This window comes from Pseudomonas sp. PDM02 (assembly GCF_014852285.1).
GTDB classification, from domain to species: domain Bacteria; phylum Pseudomonadota; class Gammaproteobacteria; order Pseudomonadales; family Pseudomonadaceae; genus Aquipseudomonas; species Aquipseudomonas migulae.
The window spans coordinates 106642-127794 of the sequence record NZ_JACVBL010000008.1; the positions used below are offsets into that span (position 1 = coordinate 106642).

Sequence of the window (21153 nt, forward strand, 5' to 3'; positions counted from 1 at the left end):
AGCCGGGAGGGTCTGGCACTTTGCCACAACTCAAGGCATGCTAGCCGCCCTCCGGGCGTCCGGCTTATAGTGCACGTCGCGCCAGTCCAGCTAAATCGCAGGATTACAGTTTGTCTAATGTCACTCCGCCCTTGACCACCCGTGCACCGACTGCTGTGTCCGGTTCCCCCCTGCGCGGAACATTAAAGGGTGCGCTGGCGACACTCGTGCTTTTGCTGCTCGCGTTGCTGTTCTGGCAACTGCTGGATCAGCTGCGCGAAACCCAGAAAAACCAGCGCCAATACACCATCGACTACACCGCCGATCTGGCTGCGCAAGTCAGCCTGAACATGTCGCTCAATGCGCAGATCGCCCTCAACCTGCTACCGATCGTCGAACAGCCGCAAAGCGCCGACGAACAGCAGGAGCTGCTGCGCAAGCTGCAAAAGTCCTTGCCCGACCTGCGCAGCCTCGCGTTGTTGAGCCCCTCAGGGAAAGTCATCAGCGACACCACCGCCGACAGCGACGACGCCGACTACCTCGTCGAACTGGTACGCCGCAGCCGTACCCAGGCACATTATTTCAGCAACGCCGATAACGGTTCGGTGGTGCACCTGTTGCTGCATCAAGCCAGCGGCAGCTCTCGGGGCTATTGGGTCCTGCGCCTGACGCCGAGCTTTTTCTCGTCATTGACCAAACCAGGCGAGGCCGGTATCCGCCCAATGTGGCTGGTGGAAAACCGCGTCAATCACCAGGTCATCAGCCGCGATGATTCACAGCCCCTGGCCAAGCCGAGCGAGCTGACCGCAAATGATGTGGCCAACAGCGTGCTGACGGTCCCCCTGACCGGCAGCGACTGGCAACTGCGCGGGTTGTTCGACCGGCAACGTGTGATCGAAGAACTGCTGCCGGCGTTTATCGGTAAATGCCTGTTGGGGCTGGCGCTCTCTCTGCTGCCGCTGATCGCCCTGTTGAACATACGCCGTCGTCAGCGCCAGGTGAGTGAAGGTCGTCGGCGCTATCAGGATATTTTCGAAGGCACCGGCGTCGCCCTGTGCGTGCTCGACGTGTCTGGCCTCAAGAACGTCTTCGACAAAAACCAGTTGCTCAGCACTGAACACCTGCAAGCCTGGCTGGAAACCCCGGAACAGCGCCAGCAACTGTTGCAGGAACTGCGCATCACCGAGGTCAACCAGGTCGCCCTGCAACTGCTCAACGTCAATTCCTGTGAACAAGCCTGGAAGTTGCTGATCGACGGCAATCCGCTGGATGGCACCGCCATCGGCAATCAAGTGCTCGAAGCGGTACTCAACCAGCAGAAACAGTTCGAGCTGGAAATAAAACTGCAAGACGCCAATGGCCGCGATCAGCACCTGTGGCTGGTGATGCGCCTGCCGGAAAACCAGGACGACTATAAAGCGGTGATCCTGAGCATCAGCGACATCACCAGTCGCAAGCTCATCGAACTGTCGCTGCTTGAGCGCGAAGGGTTCTGGTCCGACGTGGTGCGCACCGTGCCGGATCATTTGTACGTCCAGGACGTGATCAGCCAGCGCATGATCTTCAGCAACCACCACCTGGGCCAGACACTCGGTTACAACCGCACCGAGCTGCACCAGATGGGCGAGTACTTCTGGGAAATCCTGCTGCACCCCGAAGATGCCGACCACTACCACCGCGCGCGACAGACCCAGCGGCACGCGGGCTATACGCAATTGCTGCAATGCCAACTGCGCTTCCGTCACCGCAACGGCAAATGGCGGCGTTTCGATATTCGTGAACAGGCGCTGGCGCGGGACAAACACGACCAGGTCACACGGATCATCGGCGTGGCCAAGGACATCACCGAGCAGATCGAGGCCAGTGAGTCCCTGCGCGACAGCGAGCAGCGCTACCGGATGCTCGCCGAAAGCATCAGCGACGTGATTTTCTCCACCGACAGCAAGCTCTCGCTCAACTACGTCAGCCCGTCGGTGCAAGCCGTGCTGGGCTACGACACCGACTGGATTTTCCAGAACGGCTGGCAGTCGACCATCGCCAACCCGCAACAGTTGACCGGCATCTACAACCTGATGGACCGCGTCAGCAAAGCGCTGGGCAAACCCGACCAACTGGCGCTGTTGCGCAGCCAGGTGCAGACCCAACTGTTCCTGTTCGACTGCCTGCGTGCCGATGGGCGCAAGATTCCGATCGAGTTGCGGCTGGTGCTGGTCTGGGACGAACACGGTGCCTTCGAAGGCGTGCTCGGTGTCGGTCGCGACATCAGCCAGCAACGCCGCGCCGAGAAAGACCTGCGCATGGCGGCCACGGTATTCGAACACTCGACGTCGGCGATCCTGATCACCGACCCGGCAGGCTACATCGTGCAGGCCAACGAAGCGTTCAGTCGCGTGAGCGGCTATGCGGTGGAGCAAGTGCTCGACCAGTTGCCGAACATGCTGACCGTCGACGAGCAGCAGGAAGCGCACCTGCGCTATGTGCTCAAGCAATTGAATCAGCACAGCACCTGGGAAGGCGAAGTCTGGCTCAGGCGTCGTAACGGCGAGCATTACCCGGCGTGGGTCGGTATCACGGCGGTGCTCGACGATGAAGGCGATCTGGCCAGTTACGTGTGTTTCTTCAGCGACATCAGCGAGCGCAAGGCCAGTGAACAACGGATTCACCGCCTCGCCTATTACGACGCCCTGACGCACCTGCCCAACCGCACGCTGTTCCAGGACCGCCTGCACACTGCGCTGCAATCGGCGGAACGGCAGAAGTCCTGGGTGGTGCTGATGTTCCTCGACCTCGACCGTTTCAAGCCGATCAACGACTCCCTGGGCCACGCCGCCGGCGATCGCATGCTCAAGGAAATGGCCACGCGCCTGCTCGGTTGCGTCGATGACGACGACACCGTGGCGCGTATGGGCGGCGACGAATTCACCTTGCTCCTGCAACCGCGGGCCAACCGTGAAATCGCCCTCAATCGGGCGATTCACGTGGCCGAACAGATTCTCGCCAGCCTGGTGAAACCGTTCGTGCTTGAAGGCCGCGAATTCTTCGTCACCGCCAGTATCGGCATCGCCCTGAGCCCGCAGGACGGCAACGAACTCAGTCAGCTGATGAAGAACGCCGACACCGCGATGTACCACGCCAAGGAACGCGGCAAGAACAACTTCCAGTTCTATCAGGCGGACATGAACGCCAGTGCCCTCGAGCGCCTGGAGCTGGAAAGCGACTTGCGTCACGCCCTGGAACAGAACGAATTCGTTCTGTACTACCAGCCGCAATTCAGCGGCGACGGCAAACGCCTGACCGGTGCCGAAGCCTTGCTGCGCTGGCGTCATCCGCGCCGTGGCCTGGTGCCGCCGGGGGATTTCATTCCGGTGCTCGAAGAACTGGGTCTGGTGGTGGACGTCGGCGACTGGGTGATCAGCGAGGCGTGCCGTCAGCTCAAGACCTGGCATCAGGCCAAGGTGCGGGTGCCGAAGGTATCGGTAAACATCTCTGCCCGGCAGTTCTCCGACGGCCAGCTCGGCACGCGTATCGCCACCATCCTCAAGGAAACAGGCCTGCCACCGGCGTGCCTGGAGCTGGAGCTGACCGAAAGTATCCTGATGCGCGAAGTCAGCGAGGCGATGCAGATTCTGGCCGGGCTGAAAAACCTCGGGCTGAGCATCGCGGTCGACGACTTCGGCACCGGTTATTCGTCGCTCAACTACCTCAAGCAGTTCCCGATCGACGTGCTGAAAATCGACCGCACCTTTGTCGATGGCTTGCCATCGGGTGAACAGGATGCGCAGATCGCCCGGGCGATCATCGCCATGGCCCACAGCCTCAACCTGGCGGTGATCGCCGAGGGCGTGGAAACCCATGAGCAGCTGGACTTCCTGCGTGAGCATGGTTGCGATGAGGTTCAGGGTTACCTGTTCGGGCGGCCGATGCCCGCGGGCCGGTTTGAAGCGCAGTTCAGTAATGATGCGTTGTTCATGTTCGACTGAAATTTGTAGTGCTGCAGATGACCCCTTCGCGGGCAAGCCTCGCTCCTACGGATATCACCGACTGTAGGAGCGAGGCTTGCCCGCGAAGAGGCCGGCACGATCGCTGCCGATTCCTGCATGAACACCACTTGTCTGCGACATGATGCCCTTTCATATGCCATCTAAATCCCATTGGGTTAGAATGCCCCCCTTTTCTGCCCCGATCCTTGAGGACCGCCATGTTCAGCCGTGATTTGACTATTGCCAAGTACGACGCCGATCTTTTTGCCGCCATGGAGCAAGAAGCTCAGCGCCAGGAAGAACACATCGAGCTGATCGCTTCGGAAAACTACACCAGCCCTGCGGTGATGGAAGCTCAAGGCTCGGTACTGACCAACAAGTACGCCGAAGGCTACCCGGGCAAGCGCTACTACGGTGGTTGCGAGTTCGTCGACGTCGTTGAGCAGCTGGCCATCGACCGTGCCAAAGAACTGTTCGGCGCCGATTACGCCAACGTTCAGCCGCACGCCGGTTCGCAAGCCAACAGCGCCGTTTACCTGGCCCTGCTGCAAGCTGGCGACACCATCCTGGGCATGAGCCTGGCTCACGGTGGTCACCTGACCCACGGTGCCAGCGTTTCGTCCTCCGGCAAGCTGTACAACGCCGTTCAGTACGGCATCGACGCCAATGGCCTGATCGACTACGACGAAGTCGAGCGCCTGGCCGTTGAGCACAAGCCGAAAATGATCGTGGCCGGTTTCTCTGCCTACTCGCAGATCCTCGACTTCCCGCGCTTCCGCGCAATCGCTGACAAGGTTGGCGCCTACCTGTTCGTCGACATGGCCCACGTGGCCGGTCTGGTCGCCGCTGGCGTCTACCCGAACCCGGTGCCATTCGCTGACGTCGTGACCACCACCACGCACAAGACCCTGCGCGGTCCACGTGGCGGCCTGATCCTGGCTCGCGCCAACGCCGACATCGAGAAGAAGCTGAACTCCGCAGTATTCCCGGGCGCCCAGGGTGGCCCGCTGGAGCACGTGATCGCTGCCAAAGCGATCTGCTTCAAGGAAGCGCTGCAGCCTGAGTTCAAGGCTTACCAGCAACAAGTGGTGAAAAACGCCCAGGCCATGGCCAGCGTCTTCATCGAGCGCGGTTTCGACGTGGTTTCCGGCGGTACTGAAAACCACCTGTTCCTGCTGTCGCTGATCAAGCAGGAAATCTCCGGTAAAGACGCTGACGCCGCTCTGGGCAAAGCATTCATCACCGTGAACAAGAACTCCGTGCCAAACGATCCACGCTCCCCGTTCGTCACCTCTGGCCTGCGCTTCGGCACTCCGGCAGTGACCACTCGCGGCTTCAAGGAAGCAGAGTGCAAAGAGCTGGCCGGCTGGATCTGCGACATCCTGGCTGACCTGAACAACGAAGCGGTGATCGACGCCGTTCGTGAGAAGGTCAAGGCCATCTGCAAGAAGCTGCCGGTGTACGGCGCTTAATCAGCCCGTTAAACCGTAGTTAGAAAAAACCGGCCAGTGATGGCCGGTTTTTTTTCGCCTGCGATTTGTGGGTGCCGGCTTGCTGGAGCGCTTGTTCTTGAGCCTTGCAGGGATCTTTCGGGCGCCATCGCCAGCAAGCCGGCTCCTACATACCCAGCTTCGCTGGTCAGACCGGTCATGCCAATTTTCAGGTTTTCACTTGTAATCGTAAAAAAATCCGGCGTAGACTGCGCCTGCACTGGACATACCGGTAAGACCACAATAATTAAGTCCTGAATCTGATGCGCGCAGCGCACGGCAGCCAGGACACCGACCAGGATTCCTCCCATGCTCAGATGGTGCTCGCGTTCAATCTTCCTTCAAGTGGTTCTCGGACTGGTGCTCGGCATCGTCTGCGGGCTGACCCTTCCCGAATACTCCGCCCAACTCAAACCCCTCGGCGACGGTTTCATCAAACTGATCAAGATGCTCATCGGCCTGATCGTGTTCTGCGTGGTGGTCAGCGGCATCAGCGGCGCCGGCGACCTGAAGAAGGTCGGGCGCATCGGCCTCAAATCGGTGATCTACTTCGAAGTGCTGACTACCATCGCCCTGGTGATTGGCCTGGTGTTCGCCTTCAGCACCGGCATCGGCAGCGGCGCGAACATTCATCTGGAGCAGCTGTCTGCCGCCGACATGGGCGACATCGCCCAGCGCGGCCAGCACATGCACACCACCACGCAGTTCCTGATGGACCTGATTCCGACTTCGGTGATCGGCGCCTTTGCCGACAACAACATTCTGCAGGTCCTGCTGTTTTCAGTGCTGTTCGGCAGCGCACTGAACCTGGTGGGCGAAGCCGCGTCGGGCATTTCCCGGCTGATCAATGAGCTGAGCCACGTGATTTTCCGCATCATGGGCATGATCGTGCGCCTGGCGCCGATCGGCGTGTTCGGCGCAATTGCCTTCACCACCAGCAAATATGGCCTGGACTCCCTGCAACACCTGGGCAGCCTGGTCGGTCTTTTCTACCTGACGTGTGTCGCGTTCGTGGCGCTGATTCTCGGCCTGGTGATGCGCCTGTCCGGCCTGCGCATGTGGCCACTGCTCAAATACCTGCGCGAAGAACTGATGATCGTCATGGGCACCGCGTCGTCCGACGCCGTGCTGCCGCAAATCATGCGCAAGCTCGAACATCTGGGCATCGGCAGTTCAACGGTCGGGCTGGTGATTCCCACCGGTTACTCGTTCAACCTCGACGGCTTTTCGATCTACCTGACATTGGCCATTGTGTTCATCGCCAATGCCACGGGCACGCCGTTGGCCATGACTGATTTGCTGACCATTTTGCTGGTGTCGCTGATCACCTCCAAAGGGGCTCACGGGATTCCCGGCTCGGCGCTGGTGATTCTGGCAGCGACACTGACGGCCATCCCGGCGATTCCGGTGGTCGGTCTGGTGCTGGTATTGGCGGTGGACTGGTTCATGGGCATCGGCCGCGCGCTGACCAACCTGATCGGCAACTGCGTCGCCACCGTGGCCATCGCCCGATGGGAAAAAGACATCGATATCCAACGCGCAAACAAGGTGCTTTCCGGTCAGGTGGGTTATACCTTCCAGCCTCGAAAACCGGTCGCGCCCGCGCACCAGCAGGAATTTTAAACAACGTGTGCCCGCCTATGGGCGGGCACATTATCGCGACTTGGAGCGAACAGTGATTACCTCGTCAACCGTCGTAAATTCAGTAGTGGAAAAACTTCGTGCCGCGCTGGCCCGTGGGCAATGGCGCTCCGGCGAGATGCTGCCGGGGCAACGTGAATTGGCCGAACAACTGGGCATCAGCCGTCCGAGCCTGCGCGAGGCGGTCATCGTCCTGGAAACCCTCGGCCTGGTGCGCTCGATGCCGGGCAAAGGCGTGGTGGTGCTCGATGCCCAACTGACAGACAGCCAAAGCCACGACAGTGCAGTGGCCGGTGCGAGCCTGGAAGACGTGCTGCAACTGCGCTACACCCTTGAGCCGTTTATCGTCGGCCTGGTGGCGCAATCGATCAGCAGCAAGGAAGTCGGGCAATTGCGCCTGACCCTGATGGACATGCGCGAAGCCCTGGAGGCGAACGACAGCGAAGCCGGGGTCAACGCCTACATCGCGTTCCACGAAGAGCTGTTCACGCTGACCTCGAACCCGATTTTCCAGAGCGTGGTACAGCAGACCAGCAACGCCCTCAAGCAAAGCGCCGAGGTGCTGCGCAACTCCCCCGAGCATCTGGCCGAACGCCTCGAAGAAAACGAAGCCGTGGTACGCGCGATCCGCAGCAAAAACAGCGCCCTGGCGAGTGCCGAAATGCGTCGGCACATTCTTCGCGAAGGCCAGCGGATGGGCATCGAATTGAATATCCCGGACGACAACCTCGGCAGTTGAACCCTCTTGGAACCGGAGACAGGCCATGAACAGCTTCGCTTCAGCGCAAACTCTTGTTGCCCTGCCCTTTCCCGCGCCGACGGATGATCTCTACTCGCGAGTCTTCGACGCCATTCTTGAACAGCGCATCGATGCGGCCAGTCGCTTTACCGAAGAAAGCCTGGCGCAGATGTTCGGCGCTCGCCGCAGTGACATGCGTGGGGTGCTGACGCAGTTGTCCCATCAGCAGATCATCGTGTTGCGCACTCACCATCGCCCCCGAGTCGCTGCGCTCGATCATGAGCAAGTCCGGCAGACGCTGCATGCGCGGCGGCTGACCGAAACCACGGTGGTGCGGCTGGCGTGCCAGCAGCCCCGTGCGCAGGACTTGAAGTGTCTGCGTGGGTTGATTGATCGCGAGCGCCAATGTGCCGCGCATGGCTCGGCGATCAGGTTGGCGGGGGCGTTTCATCTGCAGCTGGCCGAAATGGCGGGGAATGCACCGTTGGCGCATTTTCTGGGCAGCCTGGTGCCACTGACTTCACTGGCGATTGCGCAGTTTGATGTATCGGTGGAGGGTTATTGCGATTGGCGGGTGCATTCCGCGATTCTGGATGCGGTGGAGCGTGGGGATGCGGTGAAGGCGGTCTCGCTGCTAAGCGGGCACCTGGATGATCTTGAGGAAATATTGCTGAACTCAGGACTTGGGCTTAGTCAGGATCGTGTTGCTGGTTAGATCGCTTTCGCGGGCAAGCCTCGCTCCTACGGATATCACCGACTGTAGGAGCGAGGCTTGCCCGCGAAGGCGTTATCACTGACGAACGAAACGATTCAATCCGCCGCCACCCGCGCAAACCCCTCGCGGATCTTCTCTTCCGGCAATTCATCGGCAATAAACACAATCACGCTTTCCCGCGCCTCGCCCTCTGCCCACTCCGTGTCCCAGTCGAAGCCATACAACTTCAGCACACCCTGAAACACCATGCGCCGCGGCTCGCCAAGGATGTTCAGCACGCCTTTGTAGCGCAGCAACTGCTTGCCATGCTCTTCCAGCAGTTCGTTCATGAACTCGCTGAGCTTGTCGATATCCAGCGGCTTGTCGGTGCGCAGCACCAGGCTGGAAATGCGGTCGATGGAAGGCGCTTTGCTGACCGGGCGCAAACTCACGCCGCCACCCAGGTCGGCATTGAGGTTGAAGCCGCGCACATCGAGCAGTTCGGCCAGATCGATCTGGCCGTGGTCGACCACGCGAATCGGCGCGCGACGGTTGATACGGGTCAGGCGCTCGCTCAACGCGGTGAAGGTCGACTCGTCCACCAGATCGCGTTTGCTCACCAGCAAGCGGTCGGCGAAACCAATCTGCGCCTGGGCGATGGTTTGGGTCAGGTGTACGTCGGCGTGCGCTGCATCGACCAACGTGATGATGCCGTCGAGGATGTAACGCTCACGCAGTTCTTCGTCGATGAAGAAGGTTTGTGCCACCGGTGCCGGATCCGCCAGGCCGGTGCACTCGATCACCAGACGGTCGAAGGCGATTTCGCCACTGTCCAGCCGCTCAAGCAACAGGTAGAGCGCCTTGGTCAGGTCGGTGTGGATGGTGCAGCAGACGCAGCCGTTGGACAGCGTCATCACCTGCACCGGCTCGTCGCCCAACAGTTGGGTGTCGATGCCGGCGTCACTGAATTCGTTTTCGATCACGGCGATTTTCAGGCCGTGCTCGGCTTTGAGCAGGTGGCGCAACAGCGTGGTCTTGCCGGCGCCGAGGAAGCCGCTGAGGATCGTGACGGGGATGGGAGAGGACAACTGGAGTCTCCTGCTTTACAAAATTAGAAAACAACATAAAACAAATGTGGGAGCTAGCCTGCTAGCGATGGCGGACTGTCAATCAACAGTGATGTTGAATGTTCAGCCGCTATCGCCAGCAGGCTAGCTCCCACAGGGATTGCTGTTAACCCGACAACCGGGTCAACAGCACTTCGGCCCACCCTTGCCACCGTAACGGGCTTCCTGACGTTCCCGAAAGAACATTTCGTAGCTCATCACCGGTTTGTCCGGGTGTTTGGTCTGCATATGCTCGACGTAGTTGTCGTAGTCGGGCATGCCGACCATCAGGCGCGCGGCCTGACCGAGGTATTTACCGAGGCGACTCAGGTCATTGAACATGCTGCAATCCTCGATTACGCGTCCGGCAAGGCCTGGAATGGCGATTCTTTATCCGTACGCTCTTTTTTACCCCAGGCGGCAATGCCGACCTTGAGTGCATAGAACAGGATACTGAACACCACGAACAGGAACAGCGCGGTCAGCGTTGCGTTGGTGTAGGCGTTGAAAATCACGTGTTGCATCTGGGTGATGTCCTTGGCCGGGGCGAGGATCTGACCGTTGGCCAGCGCATCGCTGTATTTTTTGGCCAGCGACAGGAAGCCGATCGCCGGGTTGGCGTCGAACAGCTTGATGAAGCCGGCGGTGGTGGTGCAGATCAGCAGCCAGACCGCTGGCACCATGGTCACCCAGACGTAGCGTTGGCGTTTCATTTTGATCAGCACGACGGTGCCGAGCATCAGCGCGATACCGGCCAGCATCTGGTTGGAGATACCGAACAGCGGCCACAAGGTGTTGATGCCACCCAGCGGATCGATCACGCCCTGATACAGCAACCAGCCCCACATCGCCACACAACCGGCGGTGGCGATCAGGTTGGCGGTCCAGGATTCGGTGCGTTTCAGCGCCGGCACGAAGGAGCCGAGCAAGTCCTGCAACATGAAGCGACCGGCACGGGTACCGGCATCGACTGCGGTCAGGATGAACAGCGCTTCGAACAGGATCGCGAAGTGGTACCAGAACGCCATGGTGTTTTCACCCGGCAGGACACTGTGCAGGATCTGCGCGATACCGACCGCCAGGGTCGGCGCACCGCCGGCGCGGGCCAGGATGGTGGTTTCACCGATGTCCTTGGCCACCGTTTGCAACGCTTCCGGAGTAATTGCAAAACCCCAGCTGCTGACAGTTTGTGCAACCGCTACCACGTCACCACCGACGACGGCCGCCGGGCTGTTCATGGCGAAATACACGCCTGGCTCAATCACCGAAGCGGCAACCATCGCCATGATGGCCACGAACGATTCCATCAACATGCCGCCGTAACCGATGTAACGGGCGTTGACCTCGTTATCCAGCAGTTTTGGCGTGGTGCCGGAGGAGATCAGCGCGTGGAAACCCGAGACCGCGCCACAGGCGATGGTGATGAACAGGAACGGGAACAGGCCGCCTTTCCATACCGGACCGGTGCCATCGATGAACTGGGTCAGCGCCGGCATTTTCAGCTCGGGCATGGTGACCAGGATGCCGATCGCCAGTGCGATGATGGTGCCGATTTTGAGGAACGTCGACAGGTAGTCACGCGGGGCCAGAATCAGCCACACCGGCAAAGAGGCAGCGACGAAACCGTAACCGACCAGCATCCAGGTGATCTGCACGCCAGTGAAGGTGAAGGCTTTGGCCCAGACCGGGTCCGCGGCAATCTGCCCGCCCAGCCAGATCGAACCCAGCAGCAACAGCACGCCGACGATGGAGATCTCACCGATGCGGCCCGGGCGGATGTAGCGCATGTAGATGCCCATGAACATCGCGATCGGGATAGTCGCCATCACCGTGAAAATGCCCCACGGGCTCTCGGCCAGGGCTTTTACGACGATCAGCGCCAGCACCGCGAGGATGATGATCATGATCAGGAAGCAGCCGAACAGCGCGATGGTGCCGGGGATGCGGCCCATTTCTTCGCGGACCATGTCGCCCAGGGAGCGGCCGTTGCGGCGGGTGGACATGAACAGGACCATGAAGTCCTGAACCGCACCGGCCAGCACCACACCGGCAATCAGCCACAGCGTGCCGGGCAAGTAGCCCATCTGCGCCGCCAACACCGGACCGACCAATGGCCCTGCGCCGGCAATGGCTGCGAAGTGGTGACCGAAAAGGATGTGTTTGTTGGTCGGGACGTAGTCCAGACCATCATTGTTGAGCACAGCGGGGGTGGCCCGTCGTGAATCGAGTTGCATCACGTTGTTAGCGATGAACAGACTGTAATAACGGTACGCAACCAGATAAATGGCCACGGCAGCGACCACAATCCACAAGGCGTTGATTGCCTCGCCTCGACGCAATGCCACTACGCCAAGGGCGCACGCTCCTACGATTGCCAGCAGCAGCCAGGGTAGGTGGCGTAGCGGGCTATTATTATTTTTCATTTTTTTATTCCAGCCAGGGTGGACAAGAAAGACAGCCACCCCGAGTTTAGCTCTCCTGACGGCAAAGGCCATACCCGACATTGGTCTAGACGCCCGTGTCAGCTGGCAGGCTTTGACAATGCGGGTCTATAGTCAGCGGACATTAAGAGGAATAAGACATGAGCGAACACCCTGCCAATCGCCGCCGCTTCAAACGTATTGCGTTCGATGCCCGAACCGAGCTTTGCCAAGGGGAATTCATCTGGCCAGTGAAGCTGATTGACTTGTCGCTCAAGGGAATACTGATCGAGCGACCCGAGCCGTGGCTGGGCGACCCGAAAAAGATGTTTTCTGTCGACATTCATCTCAGCAAGGACTTTGACATCAAGATGGATGTGCAACTGACGCACGACGATCCTCGCCATTTGGGATTCGTTTGCCGATACATCAGCCTGGAATCCATCGAGCGGCTGCGGCGATTGATCGAGCTCAATCTGGGGGATCCGCAGGAGCTGGAGCGCGAGTTGGGTGCGCTTATAGAGGTGTGAGCCTTACGTGTAGGAGCCGGCTTGCTGGCGATTGCGGCACACACGAACGCGCGCGAACTTCAATCGCCAGCAAGCTGGCTCCTACAAGGATTGGGGTTATTCGAAGAGTGCGTCGAGGGCCTGTTCGAGGCGGGTCACGGCAATAATCTGCAATCCCGGCGGAGACTCCTTCGGCGCATTGCCCTTGGGCACGATGGCCCGTTTGAAGCCGTGCTTGGCCGCTTCTTTCAAGCGTTCCTGCCCGCTCGGCACCGGACGCACTTCGCCAGACAAACCGACTTCGCCGAACACCAGCAGGTCATGGGGCAATGGCCGGTTACGCAAACTGGACATGACGGCCGCCATCAGCGCCAGGTCGGAAGCGGTTTCCAATACCTTCACGCCACCCACCACGTTGAGGAACACGTCCTGGTCGTGGGTCGGAATGCCGCCGTGTCGATGCAGAACCGCCAGCAACATCGCCAGTCGGTTCTGATCCAGCCCCAACGTGACCCGACGCGGGTTGGCCAGATGGCTGTCATCCACCAACGCCTGAACCTCCACCAGCATCGGTCGGGTCCCTTCCCACGTTGCCATGACCACACTGCCCGGGACTTCTTCCTGTGCACGAGTAAGAAAAATCGCCGAAGGGTTGGAGACTTCTTTCAAACCCTTGTCGGTCATGCCGAACACGCCCAGTTCGTTAACCGCGCCAAAACGGTTCTTCACCGCCCGCAGCAAGCGCAAGCGACCGTCGGATTCGCCCTCGAAATACAGCACGGTATCGACCATGTGCTCCAGCACGCGCGGTCCGGCCAGCGCACCTTCTTTCGTCACGTGGCCAACCAGAAAAATGGCTGTGCCACTCTGTTTGGCATAACGCACCAGCAAGGCCGCGCTCTCCCGCACCTGGGACACGCCGCCCGGTGCCGATTGCAGCTGCTCGGTGAAAATCGTCTGAATCGAGTCGATCACCATGACCTTGGGCTTTTCGACCCGGGCGGTGGCTATGATGGTTTCGATGCAGGTTTCGGTCATGACCCGCAGTTGATCCTGCGGTAATCCCAGGCGTCGGGCGCGCATGGCCACTTGCTGCTGGGACTCTTCGCCCGTGACGTACAACGCCGGCATGCTCTTGGCGAGGTTGCACAAGGTTTGCAAGAGGATGGTTGATTTGCCGATGCCCGGATCACCGCCGATCAAAACCACCGAACCGTCCACCAGCCCGCCACCCAGGACGCGATCGAGCTCACTGGATGCAGTGGAAAAGCGCGGTATTTCTTCGACGCTGACTTCGGCCAGGGTCTTGATCTGTGCCTGTTGGCCGGTCCAGCCGGTGCGGCCGCTGGGGGCTGCGGCACCGCCGCTCTCGACCATGGTTTCGGTCAAGGTGTTCCAGGCCCCGCACTCGCCGCACTGGCCGGCCCACTTGGGGAAGGTTGAGCCGCACTCGGTGCAGCCGTACATGCGTTTGGCCTTGGCCATCTGAACTCCCGGCAAAAACCGCGATGATAGCTCAGCTGGGCTGGATCAGTGCGACGGAGTTGCCCAATGGAATTGGGCGGCAACTTGTTCGATTCTCGAGACAACGACAGCGTTGCAACTTTCATAACTTGTACAACGCGCTGCCAAAATAACTCGACCAACGTTAAATCCAAAACCCACAAAGCTGTACAACTCTTAACACTCTGCAAACTTAACGTACAACATCACCTAACAAACCAAGAGTTTAATACTGAAAATCAAATCGATGGCTTTACGGCATCACGCATTCTGTGTTTTTCCAGCCACTATTTTCCGAACCAGGAACTTATACTTGAAGTTAACCGCTGTAAAACTTATAGCACGCACTCTCCCATTACACTCAACAAGTCGCTCTTGCGACGCGCGCACTTTTGATAAGGACCACCACCTCCATCGCTGATCAGCGCAAGCGACTGAATGACGAACAACTCCCTTTAGATGGATAGTGGGCACACGCCTGGAAGGCGCAGATCTACACATCAATGATGGCATTTTGAAAACTTTTTACCGTCAAACCGGTCGATAGCAAGCTTGCGATGCCAGCAGTTGTTTCAGGCAAGAACCTTTTGGCTGATTTACACTGCGTTACCAACCTCATCTGTAACAAGGAAATAACCTATGGGCGTGCTAAATGAGTTCAAGGCCTTCGCGGTAAAAGGCAACGTGGTCGACATGGCCGTCGGTATCATCATCGGTGCCGCCTTCGGCAAGATCGTTTCGTCGTTTGTCGGCGACGTGGTCATGCCGCCAATCGGCCTGCTGATCGGTGGGGTGGATTTCAGTGATCTCGCCATTACGCTCAAGGCCGCCAGCGGCGACGCCCCCGCAGTGGTGCTGGCGTACGGTAAATTCATCCAGAGCATGATCGACTTCATCATCGTCGCGTTCGCGATTTTCATGGGCGTCAAAGCCATCAATCGCTTGAAGCGCGAAGAAGCCGTTGCGCCCACCCTGCCGCCGGTTCCGACCAAGGAAGAGGAGCTGTTGGGTGAAATTCGCGATCTGTTGAAGGCTCAGAACAATCGGCCAGAATGATCTGATGCAGGTAAAAACGGCGCCTTCGAGGCGCCGTTTTTTTTACCAGTAGTTTTCCACCGCCACGTGCCCGGGGCGTCGGCTGAGACTCAAGTGCATGTCACGCTGTTTGAGCAGTTTTCGCGTGTCATCGATCATCTGCGGGTTACCACACAGCATGACCCGCGAATGCTCGGACGTCATTGCCACGCCCGCCGCCCGCTCCAGTTCGCTACTCTCGATCAAGGTGGTGATCCGGCCATTCAAGGCACCTGGATGCTGCTCGCGGGTGACGGTGGCAATGTAATGAAACTTGTGCGCGTACTCGGCCAGATAGTCACGCTGCATCAATTCCGCAATCAGTTCCTGATACGCCAGCTCCCGGGCTTCGCGAACGCTGTAGACCAGGATGATTCGCTCGAACTTCTCCCAGACCTCGAAGTCCTGCAGGATCGACAGAAACGGCGCCACGCCCGTGCCGGTGGATAACAACCAGAGATCCCGCCCATCGATGAAGCGATCAAGCGTCAGGTATCCAAAGGCTTGGCGGTCGACCAGCAGCGTATCGTCGACGCCCAGCCGACTCAGCTCACTGGTGAACTCGCCCCCCGGCACCACGATGGAAAAGAATTCGAGGAACTCGTCGTAAGGCGAAGACACCATGGAATAGGCACGCCAAACAACGCTGCCGTCAGCCTTGGTCACGCCCAGCCGGGCGAATTGCCCCGCACGAAAACGAAAGCCCGGATCCCGCGTCGTGCGCAGGGTGAACAGGCTCGGGGTCAACGGCTTGACGTCGAGCAGGGTCTGGCGCGTGAATTTTTCTGCACTGGCAGTCATGGTGCGCTCCATTCAACAGATTGCATCCAGTGTCCCGCAAAGCGGGAAAAACAAACACCGATGATTTGTAGTGTCTTTAATTATCAACCTGAACATTACAAAGAGTATTTGATCTTTTCAGACGTACCATTCAGTTAATAAAACGGCCAATGAAATTAAACTCGACATTCAAAACCCGCCGCATTTTTAAAAATCCCATTAGAACTTGATATTTATTTTTTAAAGCGCAGTAAAGCCAAAAAATCTCACCTTTATGTACGAATCATCCTACACTCGGCTCGTGCAGGATTTCGGATCCAATCAGCACCCCGGCAGATTGTAAAATGGAGATACATGATGGAGCGGTGGAAGGAGTCACAACTCAACCAACTATCGAGCACGAAGTATATTGATGCCGCGTACCCGATCGCACTTGAATTCGCGAAAAACATCGGGTTTAAATTTTTCGCTTTTTCAACTACTTATCAAACAAAAAGCAACCAGCTCAATACTATCCGACACAACAATTACCCAACCATCTGGAACACGTATTATGAACAGAAAAACTTAAGCTCGGTGGACCCGGTAGTAGCTCATTGCAATCACTCAATGCTGCCCATTATGTGGAGCGAAACGCTTTTCTCCAAGGTTCCTTCCCTGTGGGAGGCCCTGGAAACGCATGGTTTGCAGCACGGCTGGTCACAATCGCTGCATGACGAAGAGAGCGGCCTGTGCAGTATTCTGAGCCTGGCAAGGAGCCATTGCCCGATCACGGCCCTGGAGCTGTATGAAAACCTCGGTTTCTCGGTGTTCATGTGCCGTCATCTTCATGCGTTGATCGCACAATCGTTGCCCAGGAAAATGCTGAAACCACCCGCTCCACATTTATCTCCACGGGAAATCGACGTATTGGAACTGGCGGCAGCCGGCAAGACGGCTGAAGAAAGCGCGCGAATTCTTAACCTGAGCGCACGGACCATCCATTTCCACATTCAAAGCGTGATTTTGAAACTCGGGGTCAGCAACAAGATTGCCGCGATCATCGCCGCGATCAAGGCCGGTCACCTCAAAAGCACCTCGACACGTTGATCGATTAAAACCTGCGAGTAACGTACCATTTGCGATTCCTCCTGAGTGTTGACGTGTGAACCTTCACGACGCAGTGCACTCGGACGGCCTCGCCCGCTACAACGCCCCTGGGCCGCGGGATACCCGTTGATTTACCCAGAGCCCCGCCCCATGCCTTTGCTCGAAACACCCTTCGCCCGCCTCGACCTGATCCGCCAGCCAGAACAGCAGAACGAACCGCTGCAAGCGTTTGATGCCGCCGACGAATACCTGCTCAATCACCTGGCCGAACAACAACCGGCTCCGGATACGCGTGTTTTGGTGCTCAACGACAGCTTTGGCGCATTGGCTGCCAGCCTCGCGGGCAAGGTTCAGGTGACCAGCAGCGGCGACTCGTTCCTGGCCTTTCAAGGCCTGGAAAAAAATCTGATCCGTAACGCTCAGGCATTTGATGCCGTGCCTCGCGTACCTGCCAGCGAAGCGTTTAGCGGCCCGTTTGATCGGGTCCTGATTCGTGTACCGAAAACCCTGGCCTTGCTGGAAGAACAACTGATCCGTCTGCAAAGCCAACTGGCGCCCGGCGCCCAAGTGATTGCCGGCGCCATGATCAAGCATCTGCCACGCGCCGCCGGGGATTTGCTGGAGCGCTACATCGGTCCGGTTCAAGCCTCGCTGGCGGTGAAAAAGGCTCGGCTGTTGATGGCCACCGCTGAAGCCAAAGCACCCGCGACGTCGCCCTACCCGACTCGCTATCAGCTCGATGCGCCGGCGATTGAACTGCTCAACCACGCCAATGTGTTCTGCCGCGAAGGGCTGGATATCGGTACCCGAGCCTTTTTGCCGCACTTGCCGACAAACCTCGGCGCGGCACGGGTCGCGGATCTGGGCTGCGGTAACGGCGTGTTGGCCATTGCCAGCGCTCTGCAAAACCCGCAGGCGCACTACACGCTGGTGGACGAATCCTTCATGGCCGTGCAATCGGCCGCCGAAAACTGGCGCGCGGCGCTGGGTGACCGGGACGTGATCGTGCGTGCCGGGGATGGTCTGGCCGGGCAGGAGCCGCAGTCACTGGACGTGGTGCTGTGCAACCCCCCGTTTCACCAACAACAAGTCGTGGGCGATTTCCTCGCCTGGCGGATGTTCCAGCAAGCGCGCGAAGCGCTGGTGGTGGGCGGCGCGCTGTACATCGTCGGCAACCGTCATCTGGGTTATCACAGCAAACTGGCGCGGTTGTTCCGTGGCGTCGAACAAGTGGCGGCCACACCGAAGTTCGTGATCCTCAAAGCCCGAAAATAATCCCGGACAAAAAAAACCCTCCAGCGCAGGAGGGTTGTAAACCCGTGCCGCAAGGCATCGGGATGGGATTTTGCGAATTCAGTGGGTCGACAGGCCTGCAGCATTCATGAACATGCGCATCAGGCTCGCAACGATGAACAGCGCAACGACGCTGCCGGCCCAGATCATCGCCAGCCAGCCGAGTCGTTGCCAGAGCGGCTTTTTCTCTGCCGCCTGGATTTCTTCCAAAGTGTGTTTACCAGTCATGGCGTTCCAACCCTCCTCTTCAAGGTTGATGGCGTCAGTGATGACGCCATCGCGAGCAAGCTTGCTCCTACTGGTTTAGTGGTAACCATCTTCATGGGTGACCTTGCCGCGGAACACGTAGTAGCTCCAGAAGGTGTAACCCAGGATGAACGGGATGATGAACAAGGTGCCGACCAGCATGAAACCCTGGCTTTGCGGCGGTGCGGCGGCGTCCCAGATCGAGATCGACGGCGGCACGATGTTCGGCCACAGGCTGATGCCCAGACCGCTGTAGCCGAGGAAGATCAGCACCAGCGTCAGCAGGAACGGCGTGTAGTGCGCATTGCGAGCCACGGCGCGGATCAAGCCGTACATGGTCACCAACACCAGAATCGGCACCGGCAGGAACCAGAACAGATTCGGCAACGTGAACCAGCGCGCGGCGATTTCCGCGTGAGCCAGCGGCGTCCAGATGCTGACGATACCAATCACCGCCAGCACCACAAACGCCAGCGGCCGCGCCAGGTTGTGCATCTGTTCCTGCAACTTGCCTTCGGTTTTCATGATCAGCCAAGTGCAACCGAGCAGCGCATAAGCCACCACCAACGCCACGCCGCAGAACATCGTGAACGGTGTCAGCCAATCCAGTGACCCGCCGGCGAACTGACGGTTGACCACCGGCAGCCCATCGATGAACGCACCTAATGCGACACCCTGGAAGAAAGTCGCGGCGATGGAGCCACCAATGAACGCCTTGTCCCAGAGATGGCGCTTGTCGTCCTTGGCCTTGAAGCGGAACTCGAACGCCACGCCGCGAAAGATCAGCCCGATCAGCATGAAAATCAGCGGCAGGTACAGCGCCGAGAGCACCACCGAATACGCCAGCGGGAAGGCGCCGAACAACGCTGCACCGCCCAGCACCAGCCAGGTCTCATTGCCGTCCCAGACCGGCGCCACGGTGTTCATCATCACGTCACGGTCGGTCTTGCCCGGGATGAACGGGAAGAGAATCCCGATCCCCAGGTCGAAGCCGTCCATGACCACGTACATCATGATGCCGAAGATGATGATCACGGCCCAGATCAGCGGAAGATCAATACCCATGACTCAAATCTCCTTGGTCAGGCTGGGGCTGTGGTCGTTTTCGGCGCCATCATCGTCAGCCGCAGACAGGGGACGCGCCGGTGTGCGTTTCTGGCCGGGACCACCGTCGTTGGTTTCCTTGCCTTCGTCGATCTTCGGCCCTTTGCGCACCAGGCGCATCATGTAGCCCAGACCGGCACCGAACAGCGCGAAATAGACCACGACGAACAGGATCAGCGTGATGCTCATCTGCATGAAGCTGTGATTGGAGGACGCGTCCGCCGTACGCATCAGGCCGTAGACGACCCAAGGCTGACGGCCGATTTCAGTGGTAAACCAACCGGCGAGGATCGCGATCAAGCCGGACGGCCCCATCCACAATGCCAGGTACAGGAACGGTCGCGAGGTATACAGCTTGTCGCTTTTGCGCAGCCACAGGCTCCACAGACCGGTAAAGATCATCAGCATGCCCAAGCCGACCATGATCCGGAACGACCAGAACACGATGGTCGAATTCGGCCGGTCTTCCGGCGGGAACTCCTTGAGCGCCGGCACCTGTTTGTCCAGCGAGTGCGTGAGGATCAGGCTGCCCAGGTACGGAATCTCGACGGCGAACTTGGTCCTCTCTTCTTTCATGTCCGGCCAGCCGAACAGGATCAGCGGGGTCGGTTCATCACCGTGATTTTCCCAGTGGCCTTCGATCGCGGCGATTTTCGCCGGTTGATGCTTCAACGTATTGAGACCGTGGAAGTCACCGATGACCGCCTGAATCGGCGCGACGATCAAGGCCATCCACATGGCCATCGAGAGCATGGTACGGATCGCCGGGTTGTCCTTGCCGCGCAGTAAATGCCAGGCCGCCGAGGAACCGACGAAGAATGCGGTCGCGACAAACGCGGCCGTCGCCATGTGCATCAGGCGGTACGGGAACGACGGGTTGAAGATCACCGCCAGCCAGTCGGTTGGAATGACCTGGCCGTTGACGATTTCGAAGCCCTGCGGGGTCTGCATCCAGCTGTTGGACGCGAGAATCCAGAAGGTCGAGATCAGCGTGCCGATGGCGACCATGACCGTGGCGAAGAAGTGCAGATTGCGCCCGACCTTGTTCCAGCCGAACAGCATGACCCCAAGGAAACCGGCTTCAAGGAAGAACGCGGTCAGTACTTCATACGTCAGCAACGGCCCGGTGACGGAACCGGCGAAGTCCGAAAAGCGGCTCCAGTTGGTGCCGAACTGATAGGCCATGACCAGCCCGGAGACCACGCCCATGCCGAAGTTGACGGCAAAGATCTTCGACCAGAAGTGGTACAGATCGCGGTAGGTGTCGTTATTGGTTTTCAGCCACAGGCCTTCGAGTACCGCCAGGTAACTCGCCAGACCAATGGTGATGGCCGGGAACAGGATGTGGAACGAGATGGTGAACGCGAACTGAATTCGGGCGAGATCAAGCGCCTCCAAACCGAACATAAGTCTTCCTCTGTCAGGTAATACCGGCTGAAGGCTTGCGGCCTACACCCACGGCCCCCACGAATAGGAGTGTGGCGAATTTGAATTCGTTCTTCTTTT

General features: G+C 58.9%; 18 protein-coding genes. 9 read left to right on the top strand and 9 right to left on the bottom strand.

Annotated features, from left to right (window positions below):
• Positions 1 to 110: 110 nt before the first annotated feature.
• Together IB245_RS15595 and glyA are read left to right on the top strand one after the other, a co-directional pair.
• Complete coding sequence (locus IB245_RS15595; protein ID WP_192228010.1) at positions 111 to 3959, top strand: bifunctional diguanylate cyclase/phosphodiesterase; 3849 nt, start codon at positions 111 to 113, stop codon at positions 3957 to 3959.
• A gap of 218 nt (positions 3960 to 4177) precedes the next feature.
• Entirely contained in the window at positions 4178 to 5431 is a 1254-nt protein-coding gene (gene glyA / locus IB245_RS15600; protein ID WP_008028869.1) for a serine hydroxymethyltransferase, read from the top strand.
• Between the two features lie 8 nt (positions 5432 to 5439).
• Here the strand turns inward: glyA and IB245_RS15605 are convergent, their stop codons facing one another.
• Positions 5440 to 5760, bottom strand: coding sequence for a hypothetical protein (locus IB245_RS15605; RefSeq protein WP_192228095.1), 321 nt, complete (start codon positions 5758 to 5760; stop codon positions 5440 to 5442).
• On the opposite strand from IB245_RS15605, the gene IB245_RS15610 reads away from it, so the two are divergent.
• The 3 genes from IB245_RS15610 to IB245_RS15620 are packed head-to-tail and all read left to right on the top strand — an operon-like array spanning position 5759 to position 8544.
• Positions 5759 to 7072, top strand: a complete 1314-nt coding sequence (locus tag IB245_RS15610) for a C4-dicarboxylate transporter DctA (protein ID WP_008040326.1) — start codon at positions 5759 to 5761, stop codon at positions 7070 to 7072. The genes IB245_RS15605 and IB245_RS15610 overlap by 2 nt on opposite strands.
• Before the next feature lie 52 nt (positions 7073 to 7124).
• Positions 7125 to 7829, top strand: a complete 705-nt coding sequence (locus IB245_RS15615) for a FadR/GntR family transcriptional regulator (protein WP_008040325.1) — start codon at positions 7125 to 7127, stop codon at positions 7827 to 7829.
• A gap of 25 nt (positions 7830 to 7854) precedes the next feature.
• A complete protein-coding gene (locus IB245_RS15620; RefSeq protein ID WP_192228011.1) occupies positions 7855 to 8544 on the top strand; it encodes a GntR family transcriptional regulator in 690 nt (229 codons plus the stop codon).
• Positions 8545 to 8639: 95 nt separating this feature from the next.
• Here the strand turns inward: IB245_RS15620 and yjiA are convergent, their stop codons facing one another.
• From yjiA to IB245_RS15635, 3 genes are all read right to left on the bottom strand, one after another.
• The gene (gene yjiA, locus IB245_RS15625; RefSeq protein WP_192228012.1) at positions 8640 to 9611 is read right to left on the bottom strand and encodes a GTPase; all 972 of its coding nucleotides are present in this window, start codon (positions 9609 to 9611) and stop codon (positions 8640 to 8642) included.
• A 162-nt stretch (positions 9612 to 9773) separates the two neighbouring features.
• A complete protein-coding gene (locus IB245_RS15630) occupies positions 9774 to 9971 on the bottom strand; it encodes a YbdD/YjiX family protein (protein ID WP_007895266.1) in 198 nt (65 codons plus the stop codon).
• A 14-nt stretch (positions 9972 to 9985) separates the two neighbouring features.
• The gene (locus IB245_RS15635) at positions 9986 to 12052 is read right to left on the bottom strand and encodes a carbon starvation CstA family protein (RefSeq protein WP_008040323.1); all 2067 of its coding nucleotides are present in this window, start codon (positions 12050 to 12052) and stop codon (positions 9986 to 9988) included.
• Between the two features lie 158 nt (positions 12053 to 12210).
• Here IB245_RS15635 and IB245_RS15640 point away from each other — a divergent pair, with 158 nt between their 5' ends.
• Positions 12211 to 12579 carry a PilZ domain-containing protein gene (locus IB245_RS15640; protein WP_008040322.1) on the top strand — a complete coding sequence of 123 codons (369 nt, stop codon included), beginning with the start codon at positions 12211 to 12213 and terminating at the stop codon, positions 12577 to 12579.
• A 96-nt stretch (positions 12580 to 12675) separates the two neighbouring features.
• Here the strand turns inward: IB245_RS15640 and radA are convergent, their stop codons facing one another.
• Positions 12676 to 14043, bottom strand: a complete 1368-nt coding sequence (gene radA, locus IB245_RS15645; protein ID WP_008028888.1) for a DNA repair protein RadA — start codon at positions 14041 to 14043, stop codon at positions 12676 to 12678.
• A 657-nt stretch (positions 14044 to 14700) separates the two neighbouring features.
• On the opposite strand from radA, the gene mscL reads away from it, so the two are divergent.
• The gene (mscL, locus tag IB245_RS15650) at positions 14701 to 15117 is read left to right on the top strand and encodes a large-conductance mechanosensitive channel protein MscL (RefSeq protein ID WP_008040320.1); all 417 of its coding nucleotides are present in this window, start codon (positions 14701 to 14703) and stop codon (positions 15115 to 15117) included.
• A 42-nt stretch (positions 15118 to 15159) separates the two neighbouring features.
• Here the strand turns inward: mscL and IB245_RS15655 are convergent, their stop codons facing one another.
• On the bottom strand, positions 15160 to 15936 hold the full coding sequence (locus IB245_RS15655) for a ferredoxin--NADP reductase (RefSeq protein ID WP_192228013.1): 777 nt from the start codon (positions 15934 to 15936) through the stop codon (positions 15160 to 15162).
• Between the two features lie 336 nt (positions 15937 to 16272).
• Between IB245_RS15655 and IB245_RS15660 the strand changes: the two genes are divergently transcribed.
• Together IB245_RS15660 and IB245_RS15665 are read left to right on the top strand one after the other, a co-directional pair.
• Positions 16273 to 17004, top strand: a complete 732-nt coding sequence (locus tag IB245_RS15660; RefSeq protein WP_192228014.1) for an autoinducer binding domain-containing protein — start codon at positions 16273 to 16275, stop codon at positions 17002 to 17004.
• 150 nt (positions 17005 to 17154) lie between these two features.
• Positions 17155 to 18279: a methyltransferase gene (locus tag IB245_RS15665; RefSeq protein WP_192228015.1), complete on the top strand. Its 1125-nt coding sequence runs from the start codon at positions 17155 to 17157 to the stop codon at positions 18277 to 18279.
• Between the two features lie 78 nt (positions 18280 to 18357).
• Here IB245_RS15665 and IB245_RS15670 read toward each other — a convergent pair whose 3' ends face one another.
• The 3 genes from IB245_RS15670 to IB245_RS15680 form a co-directional block, all read right to left on the bottom strand.
• On the bottom strand, positions 18358 to 18525 hold the full coding sequence (locus tag IB245_RS15670; RefSeq protein WP_008028899.1) for a DUF2474 domain-containing protein: 168 nt from the start codon (positions 18523 to 18525) through the stop codon (positions 18358 to 18360).
• Positions 18526 to 18600: 75 nt separating this feature from the next.
• Positions 18601 to 19608: a cytochrome d ubiquinol oxidase subunit II gene (cydB, locus tag IB245_RS15675; protein ID WP_008028900.1), complete on the bottom strand. Its 1008-nt coding sequence runs from the start codon at positions 19606 to 19608 to the stop codon at positions 18601 to 18603.
• A 3-nt stretch (positions 19609 to 19611) separates the two neighbouring features.
• The gene (locus tag IB245_RS15680) at positions 19612 to 21054 is read right to left on the bottom strand and encodes a cytochrome ubiquinol oxidase subunit I (RefSeq protein ID WP_008040295.1); all 1443 of its coding nucleotides are present in this window, start codon (positions 21052 to 21054) and stop codon (positions 19612 to 19614) included.
• Between the last annotated feature and the right edge of the window lie 99 nt (positions 21055 to 21153).